The sequence below is a fragment of the Neobacillus terrisolis genome (genome assembly GCF_051233475.1).
Lineage (GTDB): Bacteria > Bacillota > Bacilli > Bacillales > Cytobacillaceae > Bacillus_BU.
In genome coordinates this window covers 85,736-110,945 of the sequence record NZ_JBKFGH010000002.1, presented here as the reverse complement: position 1 = coordinate 110,945, position 25,210 = coordinate 85,736, and the positions used below count along the sequence as shown (strand labels likewise).

Annotated in this window: 19 protein-coding genes and 1 riboswitch; of the genes, 17 read left to right on the top strand and 2 right to left on the bottom strand. The window is 38.6% G+C overall.

Going from position 1 to position 25,210, the window contains the following annotated elements:
• Window positions 1–17: 17 nt before the first annotated feature.
• From ACI48O_RS00910 to ACI48O_RS00845, 14 genes are all read left to right on the top strand, one after another.
• A complete protein-coding gene (locus ACI48O_RS00910; protein WP_435559815.1) occupies window positions 18–2,441 on the top strand; it encodes a beta-glucosidase family protein in 2,424 nt (807 codons plus the stop codon).
• 25 nt (window positions 2,442–2,466) lie between these two features.
• Window positions 2,467–3,114, top strand: coding sequence for a hypothetical protein (locus tag ACI48O_RS00905; protein WP_435559814.1), 648 nt, complete (start codon window positions 2,467–2,469; stop codon window positions 3,112–3,114).
• Between the two features lie 2 nt (window positions 3,115–3,116).
• Window positions 3,117–4,133 carry a glycosyltransferase family 2 protein gene (locus tag ACI48O_RS00900; protein WP_435559813.1) on the top strand — a complete coding sequence of 339 codons (1,017 nt, stop codon included), beginning with the start codon at window positions 3,117–3,119 and terminating at the stop codon, window positions 4,131–4,133.
• A 105-nt stretch (window positions 4,134–4,238) separates the two neighbouring features.
• Window positions 4,239–5,699, top strand: a complete 1,461-nt coding sequence (locus ACI48O_RS00895; protein ID WP_435559812.1) for a family 43 glycosylhydrolase — start codon at window positions 4,239–4,241, stop codon at window positions 5,697–5,699.
• Window positions 5,700–5,725: 26 nt separating this feature from the next.
• Window positions 5,726–6,838: a UDP-galactopyranose mutase gene (gene glf, locus ACI48O_RS00890; protein WP_435559811.1), complete on the top strand. Its 1,113-nt coding sequence runs from the start codon at window positions 5,726–5,728 to the stop codon at window positions 6,836–6,838.
• A 37-nt stretch (window positions 6,839–6,875) separates the two neighbouring features.
• On the top strand, window positions 6,876–7,838 hold the full coding sequence (locus ACI48O_RS00885; protein WP_435559810.1) for an ROK family glucokinase: 963 nt from the start codon (window positions 6,876–6,878) through the stop codon (window positions 7,836–7,838).
• Window positions 7,839–8,066: 228 nt separating this feature from the next.
• Window positions 8,067–9,065 carry a LacI family DNA-binding transcriptional regulator gene (locus ACI48O_RS00880; RefSeq protein WP_435559809.1) on the top strand — a complete coding sequence of 333 codons (999 nt, stop codon included), beginning with the start codon at window positions 8,067–8,069 and terminating at the stop codon, window positions 9,063–9,065.
• 150 nt (window positions 9,066–9,215) lie between these two features.
• The gene (locus ACI48O_RS00875; RefSeq protein ID WP_435559808.1) at window positions 9,216–10,667 is read left to right on the top strand and encodes a sucrose-specific PTS transporter subunit IIBC; all 1,452 of its coding nucleotides are present in this window, start codon (window positions 9,216–9,218) and stop codon (window positions 10,665–10,667) included.
• Between the two features lie 62 nt (window positions 10,668–10,729).
• Window positions 10,730–12,205 (top strand): glycoside hydrolase family 32 protein, encoded by a 1,476-nt coding sequence (locus tag ACI48O_RS00870; RefSeq protein ID WP_435559807.1) that lies wholly within the window; start codon window positions 10,730–10,732, stop codon window positions 12,203–12,205.
• A 31-nt stretch (window positions 12,206–12,236) separates the two neighbouring features.
• Entirely contained in the window at window positions 12,237–13,211 is a 975-nt protein-coding gene (locus ACI48O_RS00865; protein ID WP_435559806.1) for a carbohydrate kinase family protein, read from the top strand.
• Between the two features lie 171 nt (window positions 13,212–13,382).
• Window positions 13,383–13,484, top strand: a riboswitch (purine riboswitch).
• A gap of 85 nt (window positions 13,485–13,569) precedes the next feature.
• Entirely contained in the window at window positions 13,570–14,865 is a 1,296-nt protein-coding gene (locus ACI48O_RS00860) for an NCS2 family permease (protein ID WP_435559805.1), read from the top strand.
• Between the two features lie 413 nt (window positions 14,866–15,278).
• Window positions 15,279–16,748 (top strand): protein adenylyltransferase SelO, encoded by a 1,470-nt coding sequence (locus ACI48O_RS00855; protein ID WP_435559804.1) that lies wholly within the window; start codon window positions 15,279–15,281, stop codon window positions 16,746–16,748.
• A gap of 43 nt (window positions 16,749–16,791) precedes the next feature.
• The gene (locus ACI48O_RS00850; protein WP_435559803.1) at window positions 16,792–17,019 is read left to right on the top strand and encodes a hypothetical protein; all 228 of its coding nucleotides are present in this window, start codon (window positions 16,792–16,794) and stop codon (window positions 17,017–17,019) included.
• A 267-nt stretch (window positions 17,020–17,286) separates the two neighbouring features.
• Window positions 17,287–18,549, top strand: a complete 1,263-nt coding sequence (locus ACI48O_RS00845) for an MFS transporter (RefSeq protein ID WP_435559802.1) — start codon at window positions 17,287–17,289, stop codon at window positions 18,547–18,549.
• Between the two features lie 39 nt (window positions 18,550–18,588).
• On the opposite strand, the gene ACI48O_RS00840 is transcribed toward ACI48O_RS00845, so the two are convergent.
• Both ACI48O_RS00840 and ACI48O_RS00835 read right to left on the bottom strand, forming a co-directional pair.
• The gene (locus ACI48O_RS00840; protein WP_435560019.1) at window positions 18,589–19,083 is read right to left on the bottom strand and encodes a L,D-transpeptidase family protein; all 495 of its coding nucleotides are present in this window, start codon (window positions 19,081–19,083) and stop codon (window positions 18,589–18,591) included.
• A gap of 101 nt (window positions 19,084–19,184) precedes the next feature.
• Window positions 19,185–20,795 (bottom strand): ATP-binding protein, encoded by a 1,611-nt coding sequence (locus ACI48O_RS00835; RefSeq protein WP_435559801.1) that lies wholly within the window; start codon window positions 20,793–20,795, stop codon window positions 19,185–19,187.
• A 442-nt stretch (window positions 20,796–21,237) separates the two neighbouring features.
• Between ACI48O_RS00835 and ACI48O_RS00830 the strand changes: the two genes are divergently transcribed.
• The 3 genes from ACI48O_RS00830 (at window position 21,238) to ACI48O_RS00820 (ending at window position 25,187) form a co-directional block, all read left to right on the top strand.
• Window positions 21,238–21,705, top strand: a complete 468-nt coding sequence (locus tag ACI48O_RS00830) for a flavodoxin family protein (RefSeq protein WP_435559800.1) — start codon at window positions 21,238–21,240, stop codon at window positions 21,703–21,705.
• Window positions 21,706–22,348: 643 nt separating this feature from the next.
• Entirely contained in the window at window positions 22,349–23,149 is an 801-nt protein-coding gene (locus ACI48O_RS00825) for an SDR family oxidoreductase (RefSeq protein ID WP_435559799.1), read from the top strand.
• A 115-nt stretch (window positions 23,150–23,264) separates the two neighbouring features.
• The gene (locus ACI48O_RS00820; RefSeq protein ID WP_435559798.1) at window positions 23,265–25,187 is read left to right on the top strand and encodes a BglG family transcription antiterminator; all 1,923 of its coding nucleotides are present in this window, start codon (window positions 23,265–23,267) and stop codon (window positions 25,185–25,187) included.
• Window positions 25,188–25,210: the final 23 nt, after the last annotated feature.

Below are 25,210 nucleotides of genomic sequence, written 5' to 3'. Positions count from 1 at the left end.
AAAAAGAGGAATCGACCATGAAATACAAAGACTTAATTAAAAAAATGACCTTGGAAGAAAAAGCATCGTTAATGTCAGGAAAAGATTTCTGGCAAACCATGGACATTGAACGCCTTGGAATTAAAAATATGTTTCTTGCCGATGGACCTCACGGAATTAGAAAACAGGCGGAAGCGGCGGACCACTTGGGCCTTAATGCTAGTATCCCTGCAACTTGTTTTCCAACTGCTGCAACGGTAGCGAATAGCTGGAATGAAGAACTCGGTGAAATAATAGGCGACTATCTTGGGAAAGAAGCTGTTGCACAAAAAGTAAACGTACTTCTTGGACCAGGTATTAATATGAAAAGAAATCCTCTAGCCGGAAGAAACTTTGAGTATTTCAGTGAAGATCCATATCTTGCTGGTAAAATGGCCGCCGGGATGATCAGAGGCATACAATCTCATGGGATATCCGCTTGTGTTAAGCATTTTGCGGTAAACAATCAGGAAGAAAGAAGAATGTCTATTGACACAGTCGTTGATGAACGAACCCTTAGAGAAATTTATCTGACTGCATTTGAAATTGCGATTAAAGAGGGCAAAACAAAGACAGTCATGTCAGCTTATAATATGCTGAATGGTGCCTATACCAATGAAAATATTCACTTAATGAGAGAAATTCTGCGCGATGAATGGAAGTATGATGGTGTTGTTGTTACAGACTGGGGAGGAAGCAATGATCGTGTTGCAGGTTTAATCGCTGGCAATGAGCTGGAGATGCCGACAACAGCAGGAGAAACGAATCAGGAAATTATCCAAGCCATTAAGAGCGGAAGATTAAAAGAAGAAATATTGGATGAGTGTGTAGACCGATTACTTGATTTAATGTTTGTAACTGAGGAAGTTTTTGAAAATCCTCAAAAAGATTTTAATAGAAAAGAGCATCATCAAATTGCTCAAAAGACAGCCGAAGAATCTATTGTTTTATTGAAAAATGAAGACAATATCTTACCTTTGAAAAAAGGAACAAAGGTTGCTGTCATAGGCGACTTTGCTCAAAGTGCACGTTATCAGGGTGCAGGTTCATCGATCGTAAATCCAACCATCCTGGAACATACATTAGAATGTCTTGAAGAATCAGAGATTACAAGCATAGGCTTTGAACCTGGTTTTGAACGTTATGGAAAAAGAAATCAGAAAAAAATAGATCGTGCATGTGCACTTGCGAAAGATGCAGATGTCATTCTTATATATATTGGTTTGGATGAAGCGACTGAAGCTGAAGGATTAGATAGACAGAGCATGAAGATTCCTGACAACCAAATGGAGTTATTAGATGCTTTGTATAATGTGAACTCAAATATAGTCGCTGTTCTCTCTTGCGGGGCAGCTGTTGAAATGCCGTGGATTAACAAAGTGAAAGGTTTACTGCATGGATATTTAGCTGGACAAGCAGGAGCACGCGCTATTCTTAGAGTCCTATCAGGTGATGTGAATCCATCAGGTAAATTAGCAGAAACGTACCCACTTCGTTATGAAGATACACCTTCATATTACAACTTTCCTGGTAAAGAAGTTAGTGTCGAATACAGAGAAGGAATTTATATCGGTTACCGTTATTATGATTCAGCAAATGTAAATGTTCTTTTCCCATTTGGATATGGTTTAAGCTATACAAGCTTTGAATACTCGGACATTCAAGTAGCGCAGGATAGGGTAACATTCACGATAAAAAATACTGGGAAATTTGATGGTATGGAAGTTGCACAGCTATACGTAGGTTGTAAATCTCAGGAGATTTTTAGACCGAAAAAGGAACTAAAAGGCTTTACGAAGGTATTTATCCGTGCAGGTGAAGCTAAAACAGTAACGATTCCATTTGATGATAAAACGTTCCGTTATTTTAATGTGAAGACGAATAAATGGGAAATCGAAGAAGCGGATTATCAGATTATGATTGGTGCTTCTAGTACTGATATTCGATTGGCAGATGCTCTTTTTCAAGAAGGCACAGGCGCACCACTTCCATATGATAAGGCTAATCTACCAAGCTACTATTCGGGGAAAACAAACAATGTCAGCGTAGAAGAGTTTGAAAAACTACTTGGACATAAAGTACCTGTCTCCAAATGGGATCGAACAAAACCACTTGGTTATAACGATACAATCGCCCAGTGCCAGTATGCAAAGGGAGGATTTGCGCGATTTGCCTTTCATTTGATTCATTTTGCCCATTGGTTTTTAAGAAAAATAGGAAAGCGAAGCACGGCTAATCTTATCATGATGTCGATTTATCATATGCCGTTCAGGGGAATTGCCAGAATGACAGGTGGCGTTGTAAATATGCCAATGTTAGATGGGATCTTGATGGTGGTAAATGGTCATTTCTTTAAAGGGTTGAGCCATGTTTTGAAGGAAAGAAGTAAAATGCTGAGGGTCGCGAAGGCAAAACAGCAATAGATGAAGCGACAGAGGAGTTGTGAAAATGAGCAATGCAAAAATGAAAAATAATAAATTAGTTGCCGGTTCAATAGACCTTTGGACACATTACAAGGATAAGCATCCCAATATTGCTCAATTCCTAGTATTTTTTATGCTAAGTAATGGAATAACGGTTTTACAAATGGTTTTAATGCCTTTGTTTAAGGCCTTATTCGGTCTTACATCTTTAGTAGGAACAAACTTCCAGATCCTACAGTTTGGGCAAAATTTTGATGGAAGTGCTTATTATGTATTCGATTATGCAGCGGGTTCACTTTCATCAGGCGGTGGCGGTGGTCTTGCCTACTTCCTTGCTGTTCAAATTACAATTGGGATTGCCCAAATAATCAACTTTTTTGCCCAAAGAAATATAACATTTAAGTCAAATGGAAATATTTGGACAGCTGCTTTTTGGTATTTGGTAGCTTATATTATTATAACAATAGGTGCAGCTGCACTTCAGGGACTCTATAAAGCTCCAATCTATAATTTATTTATGAACACATGGGGCATGGGTTCAGTGGGTGAAACAACTGCTGACTTTATTACGATGATTATTAATAGTGCGATTTCCTTCTGGGTGTTTTTCCCGATATTTAAAATAATATTTAAAAACGGACCTGAAAAGCAGGATCAAGTAAAGGTAGTGTGAGTATGAAATTATTATCAGTAGTTATTCCTTCCTATAATTCACAAGATTATATGAGATATTGCATAGAGTCCCTTTTGCCTGGTGGGGAAAACGTAGAGTTACTGATAGTAAATGATGGTTCAGTTGACAAAACAGCAGAAATTGCAGATGAATATGCAAGAAAATATCCAACAATCGTTAGAGCAATCCATCAAGAAAATGGCGGACATGGAGAAGCTGTCAATGCCGGGATCCGCAATGCAACCGGATTGTATTTTAAGGTAGTTGATAGTGATGACTGGGTCGATACAAGAGCCTATCTTAAAATCCTAAGTGCATTGAACGATTTTGTAACAGAAGAAAAATCAATCGATATGTTGATTAGCAATTTTGTCTATGAAAAAGAAGGCGCAAAGTACAAGAAAGTAATGAAATATGAAAATGTACTTCCTGAAGGAAAGGTTTTTGGCTGGGACGACATAGGGTCTTTTCGTAAAGGACAGTACATTTTGATGCATTCTGTTATTTATAAAACACAATTGCTAAGAGACTGCGGTTTAGAGCTTCCGAAACATACCTTCTATGTTGATAATCTATTTGTCTACACACCACTTCAACATGTAAACAGAATCTATTATATGAACGTGGATTTTTACAGATACTTTATCGGCAGGGAAGATCAGTCGGTTAATGAGAGTGTTATGATAAAACGAATTGATCAACAATTAAAAGTTAATAAGCTCATGATTGAGCAAGTGGAAATTGGAAAGATAAAAAGTCCAAAGCTCCGCCAGTATATGCTTAACCATTTGGAGATTGTTACGGTCGTTTCTGCTATTTTGTTAATCCGTTCAGGAACAGAAGAAAATCTGAACAAGAAAAAGGAATTATGGAAATATATTAAGAATGAGGATTTAGAGCTATATCATCGTCTTAGATATGGGTTTATGGGAAATCTATTGAATTTGCCTGGTCGGTTTGGACGCAGTATTTCGGTAGGTGCATATAAAATATCCCAAAAAGTTGTCGGTTTTAACTAACATATTTAGAAATAGAAAAACAGCTTCAGAGTTACCTAGAAGCTGTTTTTCTATAAATTAGAGAAGAAAATGAATAGATAACTAATAGAATGAAGTGACGTAAATATGAAAAGACAAGTATATAATCCATATTTACCAAGTTATGAGTATATACCGGATGGGGAACCATATCTTTTTGGTAACCGACTTTATGTGTTTGGATCACATGACCGATTTAATGGGAAATATTTTTGTTTAAATGATTATGTGTGTTGGTCTACCCCAATCGATAATCTTAAGGATTGGAAATATGAAGGTGTTATTTATAAAAAAACACAGGATCCCATGAATCAAAAGGGCTGGTATCATCTTTATGCCCCCGACGTCGCAAAAGGATCAGATGGAAGATATTATTTATATTACGCCTTAGATTTTTTTGGAGTCATGTCTGTGGCTGTATGTGATACACCGGCTGGAGAATATGAATTTTATGGGCATGTTCGTTTCCCTGACGGAAAAATATGGGGTAAAACAAGTGGCGATGCTTTTGCGTTTGATCCTGGAGTTTTGGTGGATGATGATGGAAGAGTATATTTATATTCTGGTTTTGCTCCAAAGGCACCGCTCCCGGCTGTTGTAACCGGGTTTAGGAAACATGCCATGGAGGGAGGTTATGTTATGGAATTGGAACCCGACATGGTGACGATTAAGGAAAAACCGAAGCTTATTTTCAATAAGGCAGGCAAGGCAACCGGTACCGATTTTGAAAATCATGAATTTTTTGAAGCTAGCTCAATAAGAAAAATCAAAAATAAATATTATTTTATTTATTCTTCTATACATAACCATGAGCTTTGCTATGCAACGAGTGATAGTCCGGTTAGTGGATTTAAATATGGTGGCACCATTATAAGTAATGGTGATGTATTTTTAAATGGGAATTCAGATGAAAAACACGCTAATAATTATCTTGGCAATAATCACGGAAGTATTGTTGAAGTAAACGGACAGTGGTATGTTTTCTATCATCGGCACACAAACAGACACTCCTTTTCCCGTCAAGCTTGTGCAGAGCCAATCACGATTGAAGAAGACGGGTCGATAAGACAGGTAGAGATGACAAGCTGTGGCTTGAATGGTGGCCCCCTTATAGGTGCAGGACGCTATCAAACGTACATCGCATGCAATTTGATTTCTAAAAATGGAACAGGAAGATATGATAAAATATTTTCTCGCCTTGCTTTGTCCAAGCATCCTTATCTTACACAAGAAGGTAAAGATAGGGAAGATAATCCTAATCAGCACATTGCTAATTTCCGTTCAGGTACGATTGCAGGGTTTAAATATTTTGATATCCAAGATGTAAAGGAAATTTCGATCGAAATCCGTGGAAATGCTAGAGGAAAGGTTATTGTAACCAATTCATTAGAAAGTAAGCAGCCAGTTGCCCTGATTAATATTTCTCCATGTGATAAAGCATCTAAATTTAAGGCATCAGCCTATTTTAATAATGGAAAGCAGGCGCTTTTTTTTCATTTTTATGGAAAAGGGAGTTTTGATTTCCTTGCATTTGAATTCAATGGATAAATTAGCAATAAAGGAGCATGACATCAATGACGATTAAATACGACTTTCTAATTGTAGGGGCGGGTCTTTACGGTGCCATATTTGCGCACGAGGCTACAAAAGCCGGAAAAACCTGTCTCATTATTGATAAACGGAACCATATTGGAGGAAATATCTATACGGAAAAAATTGAAGATATTCAGGTGCATAAATACGGCGCTCATATTTTTCATACCAACAATCAAGAGGTATGGGAGTATGTTAACCAATTTGCTGAATTCAATCGATATACCAATAGTCCAGTAGCTAATTATCGAGGTGAAATTTATAATTTACCGTTTAACATGAATACCTTTAATAAAATGTGGGGCGTTGTCACACCGGATGAAGCTAGGAAAAAAATTGAAGAACAGCGCAGCGCTAACTATGTAGAACATCCACAAAACCTGGAGGAACAGGCTATTAACCTCGTCGGCATGGATATATACGAAAAACTAATCCGCGGTTATACGGAAAAGCAATGGGGTCGTCCTTGTCATGAACTTCCTGCTTTTATTATCCGCAGATTACCGGTTAGATTTACTTACGACAATAATTACTTCAACGCAGATTATCAAGGAATACCAATAGGTGGATATACGGCAATGATTGACAAAATGATCGAAGGAATTGATGTAAAACTCAATACAGATTATCTTGTCGAGAAAAGTAAATGGGACCGTATTGCAAACAAGGTTGTTTACACGGGACCAATTGATGCATATTTTGACTATATGTTCGGCGTCTTAGAGTATAGAAGCGTACGATTTGAAACAGAAATTTTGAATACGCCAAACTTCCAGGGCAATGCAGTAGTTAATTATACCGATCGTGAAACTCCTTATACACGTGTTATTGAGCATAAGCATTTTGAATTCGGGAAACAACCTAAAACGGTTGTCAGCCGTGAATATAGTGTTGAATGGAAACTCGGTGATGAGCCGTACTATCCTGTGAATGATAGGAAAAATAGCGAGCTGTATCAAAAGTATAAAGCAATGACGGAAACACAAAGCAACGTTATTTTTGGCGGACGTTTAGCCGAATACAAATATTACGACATGGACAATGTTGTAGAGTTTGCTTTGCAGAAAGCAAAAGAAGTTTTGAGGAATATGTAACGAAAGTCCAATTACGTTATTAAAGGTGGTTATTAAATTGAAAAAGCTAATTGGTATAGATTTAGGCGGCACTACCGTAAAGTTTGCGATACTGACTGAAGATGGGGAGATTCAACAAAAGTGGAGCATGGAAACAGATATTCAGAATGGTGGAAGGAATATCGTTCCTAAGATAATCGAATCAATCAAACAGCGACTAAACTTATATGGACTCACTGCTAATCATTTCTTAGGTATAGGAATGGGTTCGCCGGGAGCAGTTGACCGTGAGAAAGGGACTGTCATCGGAGCTTACAATTTAGGGTGGACTACGTTGCAACCAGTAAAAGAATTGATTGAAGCTGGAACGGGCATCCCGTTTTTTATTGATAATGATGCTAATGTTGCGGCGTTAGGTGAGCGTTGGAAAGGTGCGGGTGAGGGCGGAGCTAATGTTGTCTTTGTTACACTCGGAACAGGAGTTGGCGGAGGTGTCATTGCCGAAGGAAATTTAATTTCTGGTTCATCCGGAGCTGCAGGGGAAATTGGCCATATTATTGTAGATCCAAATGGGTATCCATGTACCTGCGGGAATCAAGGGTGCCTAGAGACAGTGGCTAGTGCGACAGGTATTGTACGGCTTGCCCGTGATTTGTCGGTACAATTTGCTGGTGAATCAAAATTGAAGTGGTTAATTGATGATGGGCAAGAAGTAACTGCTAAGACCGTGTTTGACCAAGCAAAACTTGGAGATAGACTGGCTCTTATAGTAGTAGATAAATTTTATTTTTATTTAGGATTAGCGTGCGGGAATATTGCTAATGTTTTAAACCCTGAAGCTATTGTCATTGGTGGTGGAGTGTCCGCTGCCGGAGAAATGCTTTTAAAAGGAGTAGAGGGCTACTTTCTAAAATTCGCTTTTCCGCAAGTAAGAACAAGTACGAAAATCAAACTTGCTCAGTTAGGAAACGATGCAGGAGTAATTGGAGCTGCATCATTAGTAAAAGTTAGGAAAGCGTAGATTAGTAGAAAAGTTAAGATATCGTCTTGTTTAGAACCCTTTGTATTTTCGGAGATAAGTTGGTTAATTCACTTTTGGTTATGCTATCATAAGCTTACAAGTAATGATCCTAAATTGAGACCTTTTATGTTTGGAATAAGTGAATATCAAGCTATTATAGATATTTTCTTGTAAAGGGAGCAAGGGTCTCAATAACGTTGTATGTTCATGAACAATGGAGATGACAAAATGAGCTTAACCATTTTAGATATTGCTAAAATTGCAGGAGTGGCTAAAAGTACAGTATCACGGTATTTAAATGGTGGGTCTGTGGGCGAAGCCACAAAGAAGAAAATTGAACAAGCCATTAAGGAAACCGGATATGAACCAAACCCATTTGCGCAAAGTTTAAAAGCCAAAAAAACAAATATTATTGGAACGATCGTACCAAGACTGGACTCTTATGCTTCTTCGCAAACATTAATTGGCATTGATCAAGAATTAAAAAAAATGAATTATCAGATGCTTATTTCCAATACGAGTCAAAGTTTAGACCGGGAAATAGAGAGTATTTATAGCTTTGCCAATCAAAAGATGGCGGGAATCATCCTACTTGCTACTGAAATAACCGACCAACATATTCAAGCATTTGAGGATGTAAAAATTCCGGTCTTATTGATTGGACAAGAGCATAAGGCATTTCATAGCATCATTCATGATGATTACCATGCCGGGTTTGCGATGGGACGTTATATCCTTGAAAAAGGGTATCGTAAAATTGCCTATTTAGGAGTAACAGAAAGAGATAGGGCAGTAGGGGTTCAGCGAAAGCAGGGATTTAAGGATGCTTTGCAAGAGATTAAAGATTGCAATGTTGAATTCTTTGAAACCGAATTTAAAATTCCAGCAGCTCAAACAAGTGCAAGGGAAATTATCTATGACTTTCATCCATCAATTTTTGTATGCGCAACCGATAATATTGCACTTGGTGTTCTAAAGGCAGCTTATTCCGAGGGGCTTGTAATTCCAAAGGACATCGCGGTTACGGGTTTTGGTGGTTATGAGGTTACGGAAATTATCCATCCTTCCTTAACAACAGCAAAGTTTTTTTATAAAGAAGCCGGTGAAACGGCAGCAAGACATATAGTGGACCTTGTAAATGAGCGTACTGTGGAAAAATTAACCACATCCAAATTTGAAATTATTGAACGAGAAAGCGTTGACATAAATTTTAATCATGTACTATAATATAAACAACGGAACCGGTTCCAACAAAAATGAAATCGGTTCCTCACACTATCAATTATTTTTTTTAGCACAAATTGGAACCGGTTCCACTTAACGAGGAAACGATTATTTGGGTAAAATAGAACCGATTCCCATTAGAGGAGGATCATAATGGATCACAGAAAAATCGCACAGGAATTACTTGAAGCAATCGGTGGAAAAGACAATGTTTCAGCTGCTGCTCATTGTGCTACACGACTACGCCTTGTTTTAAATAATGAATCAATTGTAGATCAAACAAGATTGGATAGTTTGGATGAGGTAAAAGGGACTTTTTCAACAGGTGGTCAGTTTCAAATCATTCTTGGATCAGGGACGGTTAATGAAGTTTATAAGCATTTTGCGGCTTTAAGTGGTCAAACAGAAATGTCTACAAATGATGTGAAAGAGGCGGCAACAAAAAAGCTTAATCCGATTCAACAATTTGTAAAAATGCTTTCAGATATTTTTGTTCCGATTATCCCGGCTATTGTGGCAGGCGGTTTATTAATGGGAATTAACAACATTCTTACTGCCCCGGATTTATTTATTGACGGGAAATCTTTAGTGGATGCTAACCCTGAAATGGCGGATTTGGCAGCGCTCATCAATACGTTTGCAAACGCGGCCTTTGTCTTCTTGCCTATTTTAATTGGTTTCTCGGCAACGAAACGATTTGGCGGGAACCCATTCTTAGGGGCTACTTTAGGTATGTTAATGGTTCATCCGGACTTATTAAATGGTTATGGCTATGGTGCAGCTTTACTTAATAACGAAGTTCCTGTGTGGAACATATTTGGCTTAGAGATTGAAAAGGTTGGGTATCAGGGATCGGTCCTTCCGGTTTTAGCAGCATCTTATATCTTAGCCAAGACAGAAACCTTCTTGCGTAAAGTGGTTCCATCTGCTTTAGATAATCTTCTTACTCCTTTATTTTCAATTTTTATTACTGGTATTTTAACGTTTACTTTAGTAGGACCGCTTACACGTTCAGCAGGAAATCTATTAACAGATGGTATCGTTTGGATGTATGATGCGACTGGTGCAATTGGTGGAATCATCTTCGGCTTATTCTATGCTCCAATTGTTATTACTGGAATGCATCATAGCTTTATTGCAGTAGAAACACAATTACTGGCAGATATGGCCAAGACTGGCGGCTCCTTCATTTTCGTTATTGCTGCGATGTCAAATGTTGCGCAGGGTGCAGCGACTCTTGCTGTGTTAAAGTCAACGAAGAACGCTAAAATTAAAGGAACGGCTTCTGCTGCAGGGATTTCTGCATTATTAGGAATTACCGAACCTGCTATGTTTGGGATTAACCTGAAATTACGTTATCCGTTTATTGGTGCCATCACCGGTGCTGCTGTAGCATCTGGTTTTGTGACTTTATTCAAGGTGAAAGCGACTGCGCTAGGTGCCGCAGGACTGCCGGGAATTATCTCGATTCGCCCGGATACGATTGTTTCATATATTATCGGAATGGCCATCTCTTTTGTAGTAGCCTTTGTCGTAACCATTGTTTTAGCGAAAAGAGAGGCAAAAAAAACGGTTAACCAACAGTCAGATCGAGCAGCAGCATAATTGAAAAAAGTAAGGGAAGGAGAATCCGTAGATTCTCCTTTCTGTATTGGGAGTGAGTCAGCATGGAATGGACACAAGAGCAAAGATACAGGAAGTTGGAAGATGTCAAAGATGAAGAAATTCAAGGATTAGCCAAACTGGTCAATCATTGTCCGTGGAGGCAGTCCTTTCATATACAACCGATAACCGGACTGTTAAATGACCCGAATGGGTTTGCTTATTATAACGGTGAATATCACTTGTTTTATCAATGGTTTCCGCTAGGACCTGTCCATGGGTTAAAGCATTGGTACCATACCAAATCTAAAGATCTTGTCCATTGGGAAAACGTTGGGATGGCGATTGAGCCAACTAACGAATATGACAGTCATGGTGCTTATTCAGGAAGTGGAATTGAGCATGATGGGCAGCTTTTTCTGTTATATACGGGAAATAGTCGAGATGAAAATTGGAATAGACACCCCTATCAATGTTTGGCGGTAATGAATCAAGATGGGGAAATTACAAAAATGGATGTTCCCGTTATTCGTGATGTTCCAAGTGGGTATACCGACCATTTTCGTGATCCAAAGGTTTGGAAACAAGGTGAGGAATTCTTTACTGTTATAGGCGCCCAAAGGGAAAATGAGACAGGCTGTGCCGTCTTATATCAATCAACTAATTTACAAGATTGGCAGTTTGCAGGCGAAATAAAAACGAATTTGGACCATTTTGGCTATATGTGGGAATGCCCTGATTATTTTGAGATGGAGGAGCAAGGAGTGTTTATTTTTTCGCCACAAGGGCTTGAAGCCGTGGGCAATCATTATCAAAATATTTATCAGTCAGGGTATGTGATTGGAAGACAATTAGATTTAGTCACAAAAGAATTTATTCACGGTCCTTTTCATGAGCTGGATCGAGGCTTTGATTTTTATGCACCTCAAACGATGCAGGACCCTAACGGAAGACGAATTTTGGTTGGTTGGATGGGGCTTCCGGAAATTGACTATCCAACGGATAAAAATGGCTGGGCCCACTGTTTAACCCTTCCAAGAAAGCTGTCGATTAAAGAGGGCAAGATTATTCAAAAGCCTGTAGAGGAACTTACATTACTCCGTGGGGAAAAGACAGAGTCTGATAAAGTTGTAAATAATGAATCAATTGCCTTCAAAGGTTTTGAGGGAGAGGTATATGAACTACTGGCAGAATTCTCAGCGAGTAATGCGGAGGAATTCGGTATTGAGCTTCGTGTGGGGGAAAATGAGAGAACAGTGATTAAATATAATACGGTTGAGAAAAAAATCATATTTGACCGCACTTACTCTGGAGTTTCCTTTGCCGAGGAGTTTGGTTCGATTCGAAAATGTGATCTAGATTCTGAAACCGTCACGTTTCAAATCTTTGTCGATGCTTCATCAGTGGAAGTGTTTGTCAATGATGGGAAAGAGGTTTTCACTGGGAGAATTTTCCCTGGCAAAGAAAGCAGGGGGATCAACTTCTTTTCCCACGGTGGCCAAACAAATGTTAAGGCAGTCAAATGGGAAGTAGCAGTTTAAACTTATTTTGAGATCAACTAGAGGTGTCATAATGGGAAAACTTTTTTCGATTGGTGAAGTATTAATAGATTTTATTCCCTTGGAAAAGGGAGTGGCATTAAAGGATGTTGTAGCTTTTGAAAGAGCTCCGGGTGGTGCACCGGCAAATGTAGCTGCGGCTGTTGCTAAATATGGTCAGAAAGCTGTGATGATTTCAAAATTGGGTAACGATGCTTTTGGAGACTTTTTAGTGGAGAAGCTTGATGAGGCTGGGGTCCAAACCGATAAAATTCTTCGGACGGATGAAGCAAATACAGCCCTCGCATTTGTATCACTTAAGAAAGACGGAGAACGCGATTTTTCATTTTACCGAAATCCATCGGCTGATTTGCTTTTACAAGCAGATGAATTAGATGAAAACGCCTTTGAACAAGGAGACTATCTCCATTTTTGTTCGGTGGATTTAGTCGAATCACCAATGAAATATGCTCATCAAAAAGCAATTGAAATGGTGAAATCCAAACAAGGTATTATCAGTTTTGATCCTAATGTTCGATTGCCATTGTGGGAGAATGAGCAAGATTGCCGTAAGACGATTTTGGAATTTTTGCCATTAGCTCATATTGTAAAGATATCTGATGAAGAGCTTGAGTTTATTACTGGAATGGCTGATGAAAAAGAAGCTTTGAAATCATTGTTTCAAGGTAATGTCCAGGTGGTTGTATATACTCAGGGAGGGAAAGGTGCTTCAGTTATTACAAGAGATACGGAGCATTTTAAACCAGGGTACAAAATAAACGTAGTGGATACTACAGGAGCTGGAGATGCTTTTATTGGCGGCTTTTTATTTGTGCTATTAAAAAATAAAGTGGACCAATCAAGACTTAAGGCTTATGTAGAAGATCATGCCTTTGAATTACTTTCATTTGCGAATGCCAGCGGAGCTTTAACAACAACCAATAAAGGTGGAATCAGTGCTTTGCCAACTCTAGAGGCAATTGAAGCATTAATGAATGAAAATAATTAAAGTAAAAGAAATAGTGGAAACCTGGAAAGCGCCTTCGGGTGCTTTTTTCGTTGGAAATCAGACCTTTAAAGTGCGTGAAGGTGTAGGAGTATTAACTAAATAAACTTAATTGGCTGAAAATGTCCGTTGATATTGACGCGAAACTTTATCCTTGTTAGTATTATCGTTATTCTAAAATAATTAAATTTACCTTGTATAAGTTCAAGAATATGGCTTGAACGTTTCTACCTGGCTGCCGTAAATAGCCTGTCTACAAGGGGCGATAATTCTGACCTTTTCAGACTTTGTATTGTCCTTTGCAGATCCTCCGGCAGCTTGCTGGGGGATTTTTTATTTTTATAGATTCGGAGGAACTAACATGAAGAATTACTTTCAATTTTTCGAACGGAATACGTCCTTTAAGCAGGAGAGTATTGCGGGAATTACCACGTTTTTATCGATGGCGTACATCCTGGTTGTGAATCCAGTCATCTTAAGCCAGACTGGCATGGATAAAGGGGCACTATTTACGGCGACTGCTCTGTCCGCCATTATTGGTTCCCTATTAATCGGACTGATTGCCAATTATCCGATCGGAATTGCACCAAGTATGGGCATCAATGCCTTCTTTACCTTTACTGTCTGTATTGGAATGAATATTCCTTGGGAAACTGCATTAGCGGGTGTGTTTATTGCTGGCGTATTATTTATGATTTTAAGCTTGCTAAAGATTCGTGAAAAGATCATCAATGTCATTCCCCAGGATTTAAAGCATGCGATTGCAGGGGGAATCGGCTTTTTCGTTGCTTTTATCGGCTTGAAAAATGCAGGGATTGTTACTGGAAATGAAGCGACATTTGTTGCGATTGGAAACCTGAAATCCGCCCCGACATTGCTCGCTGTCGCTGGCTTTATCATTACGATTATTCTGTTGAATAAGGGTGTAAAAGGCGGAATTTTTTACGGAATGGTATTATCGACCATTATTGGTATTCTATTCGGGGTTATTGACACGCCTAAGGCCATTGTTGGAAAAATTCCTAGCATCGAGCCTACATTCGGTGTGGTTTTCAGCCATCTTGATGATATTTTTTCACCTAAAGTACTTGCCGTTATTTTTACCTTTTTGTTCGTGGCATTTTTTGATACAGCCGGCGCGTTAATCGCTGTTGCAAGTCAAGCAGGTCTAATGAAGGATAATAAGATTCCAAATGCGGGGAAAGCGCTCCTTGCTGATTCGATGTCAACCATTGCCGGAGCCGTTTTAGGCACATCGACAACGGCTTCATTCGTTGAGTCTTCTGCCGGTATTGCCGTAGGAGGAAGAACAGGCTTTACATCGATCGTTATTTCTGCCTGTTTTGTCATTTCATTATTTTTCTCACCTGTCTTAAGCATTGTCACTCCTGAGGTGACAGCACCAGCGCTTATCATTGTTGGAGCTCTAATGGCGACAGAAATCGGCAGGATTAATTGGAGCAATTTTGCAATTGTCATTCCTAGCTTTGTTACGATTATTATGATGCCGTTAACCTACAGTGTAGCTACAGGGATTGCCCTAGGGTTCATTCTTTATCCAATCAGCATGATTGCTTTGAAGAAGACAAGAGAAGTTCATCCGATTATGTATGTTCTTTGTTTAACGTTTATTGGATATTTTGTTTACGTGGTATAAAAATGAAAAAAGCCAGTTAGGGTCGTGAACCTTGACTGGCTTTTTTAGTTTTTTGTCGGTGGTGGTTTTAAGCGGACACCAGTGCCGCTATTTATGGGTTTAGGAGGTGTTTTGAGAGATGAGCGGACACCAGAGCCGTTATTCGTTAGAAAACGGGCATTATTCAGTGGTTTTTATCAAAATAAGGGATCCTATGTCCGCCAAATCTTAAAAACGGGTTATTTTTTCAAAATAAGGGCTTCTATGTCCGCTTGAAGTTTAAACGGCCAAAGGTTTTCCCTGGATTCGTGGAATAATAAAGTCTCAAAAGTAGACATTATAAAAAGGGCTGTCTTATGATGAAAGGAATCGGATAATTAAGATAATTTCAATACATCTGATACAACAATAAAAATTGGACAAAAGGAGATACGATGACAAAAGAACGAATCGAGACAGGATGGAACTTTGACAATAGCTACGCCCGACTGCCGAAATCATTTTTCTCTAGCCTCAATCCAACCCCTGTACGCTCACCAAAGTTGGTTATTCTCAATGATCCTTTAGCAACATCCCTTGGTCTAAACATTAAGAATCTACAAAGTGATGACGGGGTAGCGGTTTTTGCAGGTAACCAGATTCCAGAAGGTGCTTCGCCTCTTGCCCAAGCTTATGCGGGGCATCAATTTGGGCATATTAACATGCTAGGGGACGGTCGGGCGCTGTTGCTTGGGGAACAAATTACTCCTCAAGGTGAACGATTTGATATTCAGCTTAAGGGTCCAGGCAGAACGCCATATTCCCGCGGGGGCGATGGCCGTGCGGCACTTGGGCCGATGCTTCGCGAATACATCATAAGTGAAGCCATGCATGCGCTTCGTATTCCCACTACTCGTAGTTTAGCGGTGGTAACAACCGGTGAGTCGGTAATTCGTGAAACCGAACTTCCTGGTGCAATTTTGACCCGTGTGGCTGTCAGTCATCTGCGTGTCGGTACCTTCCAGTACGCTGCAGGAAGGGGAGATGTTAAAGAACTGCGGATGTTGGCTGACTATACAATAAAAAGGCATTATCCAAACATCGAAGCAGATGAAAACCGATACCTTTCCTTGCTTCAGGAAGTGATTAAGCGACAGGCGGCACTGATTTCTAAATGGATGCTCGTTGGTTTTATTCACGGAGTAATGAACACGGACAATATGACGATTAGCGGCGAGACCATTGATTATGGTCCTTGTGCCTTCATGGATTCCTATGACCCGGCAACTGTCTTCAGTTCCATTGACAGGGAGGGTCGATATGCTTACGGGAATCAACCGTATATTGGCGGGTGGAACTTGGCACGATTTGCTGAAACTCTTTTACCGCTATTACATGAAGATGAGGAAAAGGCCGTTGAATTGGCCCAGGATGCCATTTCAACCTATAATGATTTGTATTTTTCCAATTGGCTTTCAGGAATGAGAGCAAAACTGGGGATTTTTAATAGTGAAGGACAGGATGAATCGCTTATTGAAGGTCTCCTCAGTATGATGAAGAAGCATCGTGCCGACTACACCAATACCTTCCGTGTATTAACCACTGGAAAAATTGAGGATACCGTTCTGTTCGGGACGCCGGAGTTTACTGAATGGCATGAACTCTGGAAGGCGAGATTAGAAAGACAGGAGGAATCGAAAGCGTCTTCCCAACAGTTGATGGCGAATAGCAATCCTGTAGTGATTCCTAGGAACCACCGGGTTGAAGAGGCGTTAGAGGCCGCAGTTGAACAGGGCGACTTTAGTGTGATGGAGCGACTTCTTGAAGTGCTCTCGACGCCCTATACTGATTCCCCTAAGCAGGCAGAGTATTGCACACCTCCTGCTCCATCAACCCGTCCTTATCGGACTTTTTGCGGCACATGACCTGATATGAATCTTTCTGTGTAGAGAGTAAAGGAGAGATTACATGAATTTGGATAATCATTTACTGAGGCAAACGGAACGATTCCACTATGATGATCCAACATGTGGTGTTTTGGTGGATGTGTTCCGAAGTGGGACGCATTGGCACGCAGTGGCAATCGCTGAAAACGCAGAATGGTTTTGTCATAATGGATTTGGAGATTCAAAAGAGCAAGCAATTGAAGAAGCAGTGATGGGGGTAATAAACCTAGTAAGAAATCGAGATTTGTAAAGCATCCTTCGGGGTGCTTTTTTGGGTGGAGCCACTAATTGAACATTAAATTTTCCATAATAACATAAAAAAAGTTAAAGAACTTATTGAGAGCGCTTGCGTTCATAAAAATATAATTTGTATACGTTTCCAAGTCGGTGATGGTAAAAATGTCACATTTTTTTCAAAATCATTGTGAAATATTTCACAAACAGGTGCTATACTGACACTTATTATCGAACCGACAATTACTTATCAATAATATTATCAATGAAAGAAGATGAGGTTATGGAAGCGATGAATCAAACAAGAAAAGGTTATTTAATGATGGCTGTTTTGTGGGTAGCTTATGTAACTTTTGCAATGAACTGGGTGGCAGGTTCTTCGTTAACACCACAAATTACAAAAACATTTTTCGGCGGACCGGTTGATCCATTAGTGTCACAATTGGTAAACTACTCGATTACAACAGCTCGTGTGTTTGCAAATATATTAGCTGCTATAGTACTAATGAAATTAGGCCCGAAAAAAGCGGCTGGTACTGCAATGGGACTTTTAATGATGGGGCTTGTGGCGATTTATCTCCCTAATTATTGGGCATTTACTGTAGCAAGAATGGTAATGGCGGTGGGGGGCTCCATGGTTATTGTCTATATGAACCCTGTTCTTGCTCATTACATCACAAACTCAAGAGTTAAGCTGCGTATTTGTGCAGCCAATACTGTTTCTTATAATGTAGGGGCCTTTATTGTTGCAGTATTATTTACCCTTTTTGCAAATCAACTCATTGTAAACTGGCGTTTAACTTTAACATTTTTTGCTTCCTTAACCATCTTGGTTTTTGCTGCTTGGTTATGGAAGGCTGAAAACTTTGAAACGAGACAGAATGTGGGTAAGAACACTGAAACTTATGGGTATAAGGATGCTTTAAAGGACAGCTTTCTGTGGCGTTATGGTTTAGCTTTTGCTTCCTTCTTAACCTTATATGTACTATCTTTGGTAAGCTTTAAAGCTATTTTTGATGAATATACTTTATTAAATGGTTCCGTTACAAACTTGTTAATCTCTGGATTTGGAATTTTAGGGACATTTGCTGGCATTACGATTGGCAATAAAGGAATGCCACGGAAGCCCATTCTTGTCATAACAGGAATAGTCATGGTGGGAACTTTTGCCCTTGCTTTAGTCTTTGCAAATGCCATTCCATTACTTTCATATGCGCTTATTGCTGTTTCTGGCTTTGCGATGTTCATCCAGTATCCAATCTTTTTGAATCTTCCTCATGAGCTAAAAGGAATGACACCACATAAATTGACGATATTGTTTGGTTTATTTTGGGCATTGGCTTATGCAGGTCAAACGCTTGCGACTATTGGCTGGAGTTATATTTTGGGTGCTGTAGGCTATACAGAAGCAATGATCTTTTTTATCTCTGTTTCAAGTTTATATATCATAATGGTGGCTACCTTCCCTGAAACAATGCAACAGGTGAGTGTAGAAAGAAAAATTCCGGTTAAGAAAATGGCACAGAAAATAGGCACCTCCCTATAATAAGGGGGTGCTTTACTTTTCATTATTTTATTACAGTGACTAAGGATGTATCTGGACCGGGGTTCCAATCGGGACGATTCTGGCCAATTCCTCAACATCTCGGTTATACATTCGAATACAGCCTTTCGATACAGCTTTGCCAATTGAACTTGGATCATTTGTGCCGTGGATCCCGTAATGTTCTTTTGACAAACTCATCCACATTGTTCCGAAAGGACCGCCTGGATTAGGGGCTTTATTAATGATGATAAAATTCCCGGTTGGCGTATTGTGAAGTATTCTTCCAACCGCAATAGGATACTGTTTTTGTAGGACCCCATCTTTTAGCAATCTAAGCCAACGATTATTAACAGACACTTCAATCTTATAGCGCATAGTATTAGTAGGCGGAAAACCTGGTATCACAATAGGTTGGCCTGGGTAAAGGACATTAGGATTAATCCTCGGATTTGCCCTAATAATTACGGATAGTGGCGTTCGGTAATCCTTTGATATCTGAGCAAGTGTTTCACCACGTTTTACTGTATGAATCAGGGGAAGCACCTCCATAGCTTTACGTCTCATGTTTATATCCTATTTTGATTAATAAAGAAGGTGTCAGGCATTTCTATAAATATAGAAAGTACCTGACACCTTTATCTTTTGAAATATGGCAGCTCAATAATAAATTTCGTACCATCTTCATTACTCATCATATGCATCAACCCGTTATGATTTTCAACAATTTTCTTGGATACCGATAGTCCTAAACCAGTTCCAATATCCTTGGTCGAGAAGAAAGGTTCAAAAATATGGGCTTGGATTGAATCGGGAATTCCTTTTCCATTATCACTAAAAATAAATTGGACACTAGAATTAATAAGATTGGTACAGATTTTTATTTTTAAAGGGCTATCTCCTTTTGCTTGTAAGGAATTTTGAAATAAATTAATAAATACCTGTAATAACTCTTCACGATTGCACAGGATGAAAAGACTCTCAGTTTCAGGCAGAATCTCTACATCGAACTCTACATTGTAGAGCAATGATTCACTCTTGAGAAATTTTGATAGGTACTCAATTAAAAAATCCCGGACCCGTATCGTTTCCAATTCTTTAGAGGAAGGCTTTGCAATACTAAGGAAATCAGAAATAATTTTATTAACCCGATCAATTTCTGGGATTAGTAAACTGCTAAAAAGCTGAGAAGTAGTGGCGTCTACATCTTTTTCGAGAAATTGTAAGTATCCTCTTACTGTTGTTAGTGGATTTCTAATTTCATGAGCAATTCCGGCAGCTATTCGGCCGGCGAGTGCTTGCTTCTCTGCATCTTTTATTTTTCCCTCAATTAAATAACGTTCGGTAATATCCCTGAATTGTCCAAATGCACCAATTACCTTTTCGCCTTCATAGATGGGGTGTGCATCAAATAAACAGACTACTTGATCCCCATTTTCATTACTATATTTTAATTCTACATTTTCATATCGTTCTTCAAACTCAATTACTTGTTTGAAAAAGTCCCCTGTCAAAATACAATCAAATATACTTTTTCCGGTAACTGAACTTCGACTTTGGTTGAAGATTTGCTGAGCATAATCATTAAACTCAGTTGTAATCCCTTTTTCATCAGTTATTAAAATTCCATTCCTGGTGCTGCTTAATAGAATTTGATTCAAAATATTAAGTTTCCTATTTTGTTTCCGTAACAGTAGTTCTCTTTCAATGGAATCGACTACTTGGGTTAACATTGTTAAAAATAAAGGATTATGAAGAAAGACAGGGACCATTATACATACACTGCCAAGTAAATTATCTTCATCTGCATAATGAAATGGTGCCCCATAACAAGCGACCTCATGAAGTGGTTTATGGTAATGATCATCGCCTATTAGACGAACAGGGTGTCTATGTTGTAAGGCTAAACTAACCACATTTGTACCCATATCTTCCTGGGTAAATAGACTTCCTAATTGAATACCAAAGTGTTCGACAGTAGACTTGATAGTTTCATCTCCGACAGAATCTAACAAGTATCCTTCTGAATCGGAGATCACAATCAGGATAGGGGTTCCCTTTAATGAATTCAAGAGTTTATGTGAGAAATAGCTTACAACCGATAAGATCTCACTGTATGCCTTTCTTTTTTTGGATAGTTCTTGAATTGACATCGTTTTTTTGGGACTAGCTATTTCATTTGGATCCATTCCGTTTTCTTTACATATCCTCTTTGATTCAGTTATATAATACGGTTCTTTTTCACTCATCCGTCAGGCACCTCAAAGTTGGTCAAGAATACATTTGTTAGTTCAATAATATCTATAATAACGTTCTATCGACGATAATAAAATGCTAATATAATTTTTTCCATAATTTTAAAAACCTCAGAAGACTCAATCGAAATATTATGAAGTACGATTGTATAAAAGGTCATTTCTTTATGACTTCTTATAAATTTTCTATTTGTCTTTTTCTGCATTATACTAAAGGTGTAATGGCACAATAGTTTACCTTCTGATAAATCAAGATTTACAAAAACCCTCATATATACTTCTATCGAACGTAAAGTGCGTTCCACCACATTTAAGATTGAACATTCACTTCAAAAATAGAGAATTTCTCCACTCAGTCAATTCACCTAAACTGAATCTTTTTAGTTCGACTTAATGTTTCGGCAAAAAGTTGATAAGAAAAGGAAAGGTGATCAATATGAACATTGGTATTATCGTTCACTCCCAAACAGGCAATACATTATCTGTTGCCAAAGAACTTAAAAAGGTCCTTTTAGGAGCAGGTCATTCGGTATCAATTGAAAAAATGATTGCAGTTCATGACAGGGAGCAAGACTTTCGGAAAGTAAAGTTAATCATTATTCCGCAACACAGTTCATTTGATGCGTTGATTTTCGGGGCTCCTGTAAGGGGTTTTTCACTTTCACCTGTAATGAAAGCGTATCTATCACAGATCGAAACATTGCAGGGGAAGAAGGTTGAGTGCTTTGTTACGGAATTTTTCCCTTTTCCATGGATGGGCGGGAACCAAGCGATCAGACAGATGAAGGAAATATGTGAATCCAAGGGTGCAGATGTCATTGAAACAGGGATTGTTAATTGGTCAAGCAGAAGTCGTAATGTTAAAATCGACTACCTTGCTAAGGAACAAAGTACATTGTTTTGATAACTTCTCTTCAAATATATGCTTTTTATTGAAACAAGCAGGTAATAAATATAGTATATTATAATAATAATTTTCTATATTTAATAAAATCGAATATAATAATTTTTAAAGAAAAGTCAGGTTGAAGCCACCAAGAACAGAGCAGAAAAATTTTGAAAAAAAGCAATGTCACTGGAATATGATTTCTTCCAGTGACATTTTATTTTTTCGGAATCGGTGAAAAATCAGACTTTCTGTTAATTTTGGACCAGAAATCGACTACCAAACTGTGGGCTTTATGTAATGATCCGTAGTTTTCGTAGCCCTGGCCTTAGATTGAAGGTCGCTATCCGTGGATTTATTAACATTATCCGTGGATTTGGTCTGTTTATCCGTGAATCTTAGTCCCTTATCCGTGGATCTAGCCCTTCTATCCGTGGATTCCCGACTTCTATCCGTATATTAAAATAATTCTAAAATACATCACACCACGGAACATGGTAATAATCTTCTACATAAATACGTTTTCATAGCGAGAATTAAATTAATGCAACCCTTTTCATTTTTGTGTGAAAAAGTCGGTATTAATCCAATTTTGCAAAATTACTATACTGAAAATAGAAAGTGGATAATGCCAACAAGAGCAAGATGAGGAGGAGAGGTTATGGCTGATACTTGGTTGGGCTTAGAAGGAAAAGTAGCCATTGTGACTGGTGGTGCTTCTGGCATTGGTTTGCATATTGCGCAGGAACTCATTAGAAACGGGGCAAAGGTAGTTGTTTCCGATTTGAATGTTGAAGAAGGACAACAGGCAGACGGCTCTTACACGATTCAGTGTAATGTTACCGAAAAGGCAAGTGTTGACCAAATGGTTGCAAAAACAGTTGAATTATTTGGTTCGGTGGACATCCTAGTAAATAATGCAGGTGTAAATCTGCCTCGGCTTTTAGTCGACGTTAAAGGAGAAAGACCGGAATATGAGTTAAGTGAGAAAGACTTTGATTTCATGGTGGCTGTTAACCAAAAGGGTCCATTCCTTTGTGCACAGGCTGCTACGAAAGAAATGGTCAAGCAAAATCATGGTGTTATTGTAAATGTTGCTTCAGAAGCTGGTCAAGAAGGCTCGGCCGGTCAAAGCTGTTACTCTGCTACAAAAGGTGCTGTCATCTCATTCACACGCGCTTGGGCAAAGGAACTAGGTCCATACAATATCCGAGTTGTAGCCATTGCTCCTGGAATCATGGAAACAACAGGATTAAGAACAGACGCATATAATGAAGCACTTGCATACACTCGTGGCGTAACCGTTGACGGATTATCGACTGATTATAGTAAATCGATTCCGCTCGCTCGTGAGGGGAAATTAAGTGAAGTAGGGGAACTTGTTTCTTATCTTGCTTCCGAACGTTCAAGCTACATTACTGGTACAACCATTAATATTTCAGGTGGAAAGTCCCGCGGCTAAAACTTGAAGTATGTAAAGGTTAAGCAGTCAGAACTGTCCTTGGCAAAATGTCGATTGGTTAAGGTTAATTTCCACCTATGTGACAGTCTTATTTTACAAAAAAGGTGGTGATAAAATGTCTGATTTCACAATGGATGAGCGGGTTGTCGAGATAATTGAATTAACGAGAAAGAAAACGTACTGTTCATTAGACTATCTGGCATCAACAATGGGCGTTAGTACACGAACCATCCGCAATTATATTAAACAGCTAAACAGTGACTTAGAAGGAATAGCGTCTCTTGAGAATGAAAAAGGGAAGGGCTACTGCTTACATATTGAGGATGAATCATTGTTTGAGGATTTGATAGGAAAGATAAGCTCAGAGGCAAATTTGCAGGATTCTCCCCAAAAACGCATTGCTTTTATTATCGACCGATTAATCAATAACGATAAGGCTAATACCCTAGATGAACTAGCATATGAAATGAATATCAGCAGAACAACACTCGTTAATGAAATGAAGAAGGCTTCGGTTGCGCTAGAAACCTACAATTTGTTCATTCGCGGGAAACAAAACAGTGGGATGTTTTTAAGCGGAAATGAGTTGGATACTCGTTTTTTTATCCTGGACAATGTCTATGACTATATCTATAGTGGCTATCCATTGGATGAGGATATAAAGGAAGCAATAGCAAAGATTGCACAAAAGTACGATTTGGAATCAACAACGCAAACCAGACTCATGAGTACTGTAATTGTTATGCTAGACCGTCTTTTGAAAAATCACCCACTTGAAAAAATGAATGAAAAATATAATAAGCTATTAAATTCAAAGGAATACCTTATCGCTTCAGAAATTGTGTCTTCCATTGAAAGTCATCTGCCAATTTCGATTCCGGAAACTGAAATTATTTTTATTACTATCCCGATTGCAGGCAGAAGGACACCAACAAACAATCGAACAATGGCTGATATTACGATTACTGAAGATATCCAAAATCTTTTGGACCAAATGATGGAACAGGTTGGCTTTGATAAAGAGATTGTCCTTGAGCATGAGACATTTTTCAGGGATTTACAATACCATTTAACTTTTATGTTAAATCGACTGATGTTTAATATACGAATCAAAAATCCGTTACTCGGTGACGTAAAAGAAAAATATCCAGTTGCCTTTAAGCTGGCAGAGATTGCTGGACAAGTCATTGAAAAAGAGTATGGATTAACGGTTTCTGAAGATGAACTTGGGTATTTAGCCTTTTATTTCGGAGTGTTCATTGCTCAAAATGAGGTAAATGTAAAAAGATTAAGGCAAGTAGCTGTCATTTGTGGAACAGGTAGAGGAACAGCCAAATTAATTGCTATCCAATTACAGCGAGTTCTGAATCAAAATACTGAGATTGACCTGTTTTCCGAAACAGAAGTAACGAAAGAGCAATTAGAAAACTATGATATCGTTTTCTCCACTGTAAAATTAGCTTTTGAACTGAACTCACCGCTAATCATGATCAATGAAATATTTGATGAAACTCGTGTTTCGCAGCAAATTGAAAAAGTGACGTATCTTCAAAAGTTCAAGCTAAAAGATGGAGGAAATCATAATTCAATCGTCAAGCTTTTAACGAACGAAGATAAATACTTTGTTTTGAATAGCAAGAAAAGCTACCAAGAAAATGTCAATGAAATGATCGATGATTTAGTGGAAAAAGGTTACTTTGACGGGGGTTTTAAAGAGCGTCTTTTAAAAAGGACAGAAAAAGGCTCAATGGTCTTTGACCAATATATTGCCCTGCCGCATACCGTTAACCACGCATCAAATAAAGTTGAGCTTGCCGTGGGTGTGTTTTCGGACGCGATATCTGTAGATGGAAAAGAACTAAAATTAGTCTTTCTGTTAGGGATACCGAAACAAACCGATTACGATGCAAGTCTGTTAGTGAAAATTTACGATGAAATCATAAAGATTGCTTCTGACCAGCAACTGGTGTCTCAATTAGCAAGCACATCAAGTTTTAAAGAGTTTTCGAAATATCTTGAGCAGGCTAGTAGGTCATAGATGAAATTATAGTAAGGAAGTGA

Bases quoted from the DNA above. Each gene is read 5' to 3' on its own strand.
- ACI48O_RS00910 (WP_435559815.1), top strand. From the start codon at position 18: ATGAAATACAAAGACTTAATTAAAAAAATGACCTTGGAAGAAAAAGCA.
- ACI48O_RS00905 (WP_435559814.1), top strand. From the start codon at position 2,467: ATGAGCAATGCAAAAATGAAAAATAATAAATTAGTTGCCGGTTCAATA.
- ACI48O_RS00900 (WP_435559813.1), top strand. From the start codon at position 3,117: ATGAAATTATTATCAGTAGTTATTCCTTCCTATAATTCACAAGATTAT.
- ACI48O_RS00895 (WP_435559812.1), top strand. From the start codon at position 4,239: ATGAAAAGACAAGTATATAATCCATATTTACCAAGTTATGAGTATATA.
- glf (WP_435559811.1), top strand. From the start codon at position 5,726: ATGACGATTAAATACGACTTTCTAATTGTAGGGGCGGGTCTTTACGGT.
- ACI48O_RS00880 (WP_435559809.1), top strand. From the start codon at position 8,067: ATGAGCTTAACCATTTTAGATATTGCTAAAATTGCAGGAGTGGCTAAA.
- ACI48O_RS00875 (WP_435559808.1), top strand. From the start codon at position 9,216: ATGGATCACAGAAAAATCGCACAGGAATTACTTGAAGCAATCGGTGGA.
- ACI48O_RS00870 (WP_435559807.1), top strand. From the start codon at position 10,730: ATGGAATGGACACAAGAGCAAAGATACAGGAAGTTGGAAGATGTCAAA.
- ACI48O_RS00865 (WP_435559806.1), top strand. From the start codon at position 12,237: ATGGGAAAACTTTTTTCGATTGGTGAAGTATTAATAGATTTTATTCCC.
- ACI48O_RS00860 (WP_435559805.1), top strand. From the start codon at position 13,570: ATGAAGAATTACTTTCAATTTTTCGAACGGAATACGTCCTTTAAGCAG.
- ACI48O_RS00855 (WP_435559804.1), top strand. From the start codon at position 15,279: ATGACAAAAGAACGAATCGAGACAGGATGGAACTTTGACAATAGCTAC.
- ACI48O_RS00850 (WP_435559803.1), top strand. From the start codon at position 16,792: ATGAATTTGGATAATCATTTACTGAGGCAAACGGAACGATTCCACTAT.
- ACI48O_RS00845 (WP_435559802.1), top strand. From the start codon at position 17,287: ATGGAAGCGATGAATCAAACAAGAAAAGGTTATTTAATGATGGCTGTT.
- ACI48O_RS00835 (WP_435559801.1), bottom strand. From the start codon at position 20,795: ATGAGTGAAAAAGAACCGTATTATATAACTGAATCAAAGAGGATATGT.
- ACI48O_RS00830 (WP_435559800.1), top strand. From the start codon at position 21,238: ATGAACATTGGTATTATCGTTCACTCCCAAACAGGCAATACATTATCT.
- ACI48O_RS00825 (WP_435559799.1), top strand. From the start codon at position 22,349: ATGGCTGATACTTGGTTGGGCTTAGAAGGAAAAGTAGCCATTGTGACT.
- ACI48O_RS00820 (WP_435559798.1), top strand. From the start codon at position 23,265: ATGTCTGATTTCACAATGGATGAGCGGGTTGTCGAGATAATTGAATTA.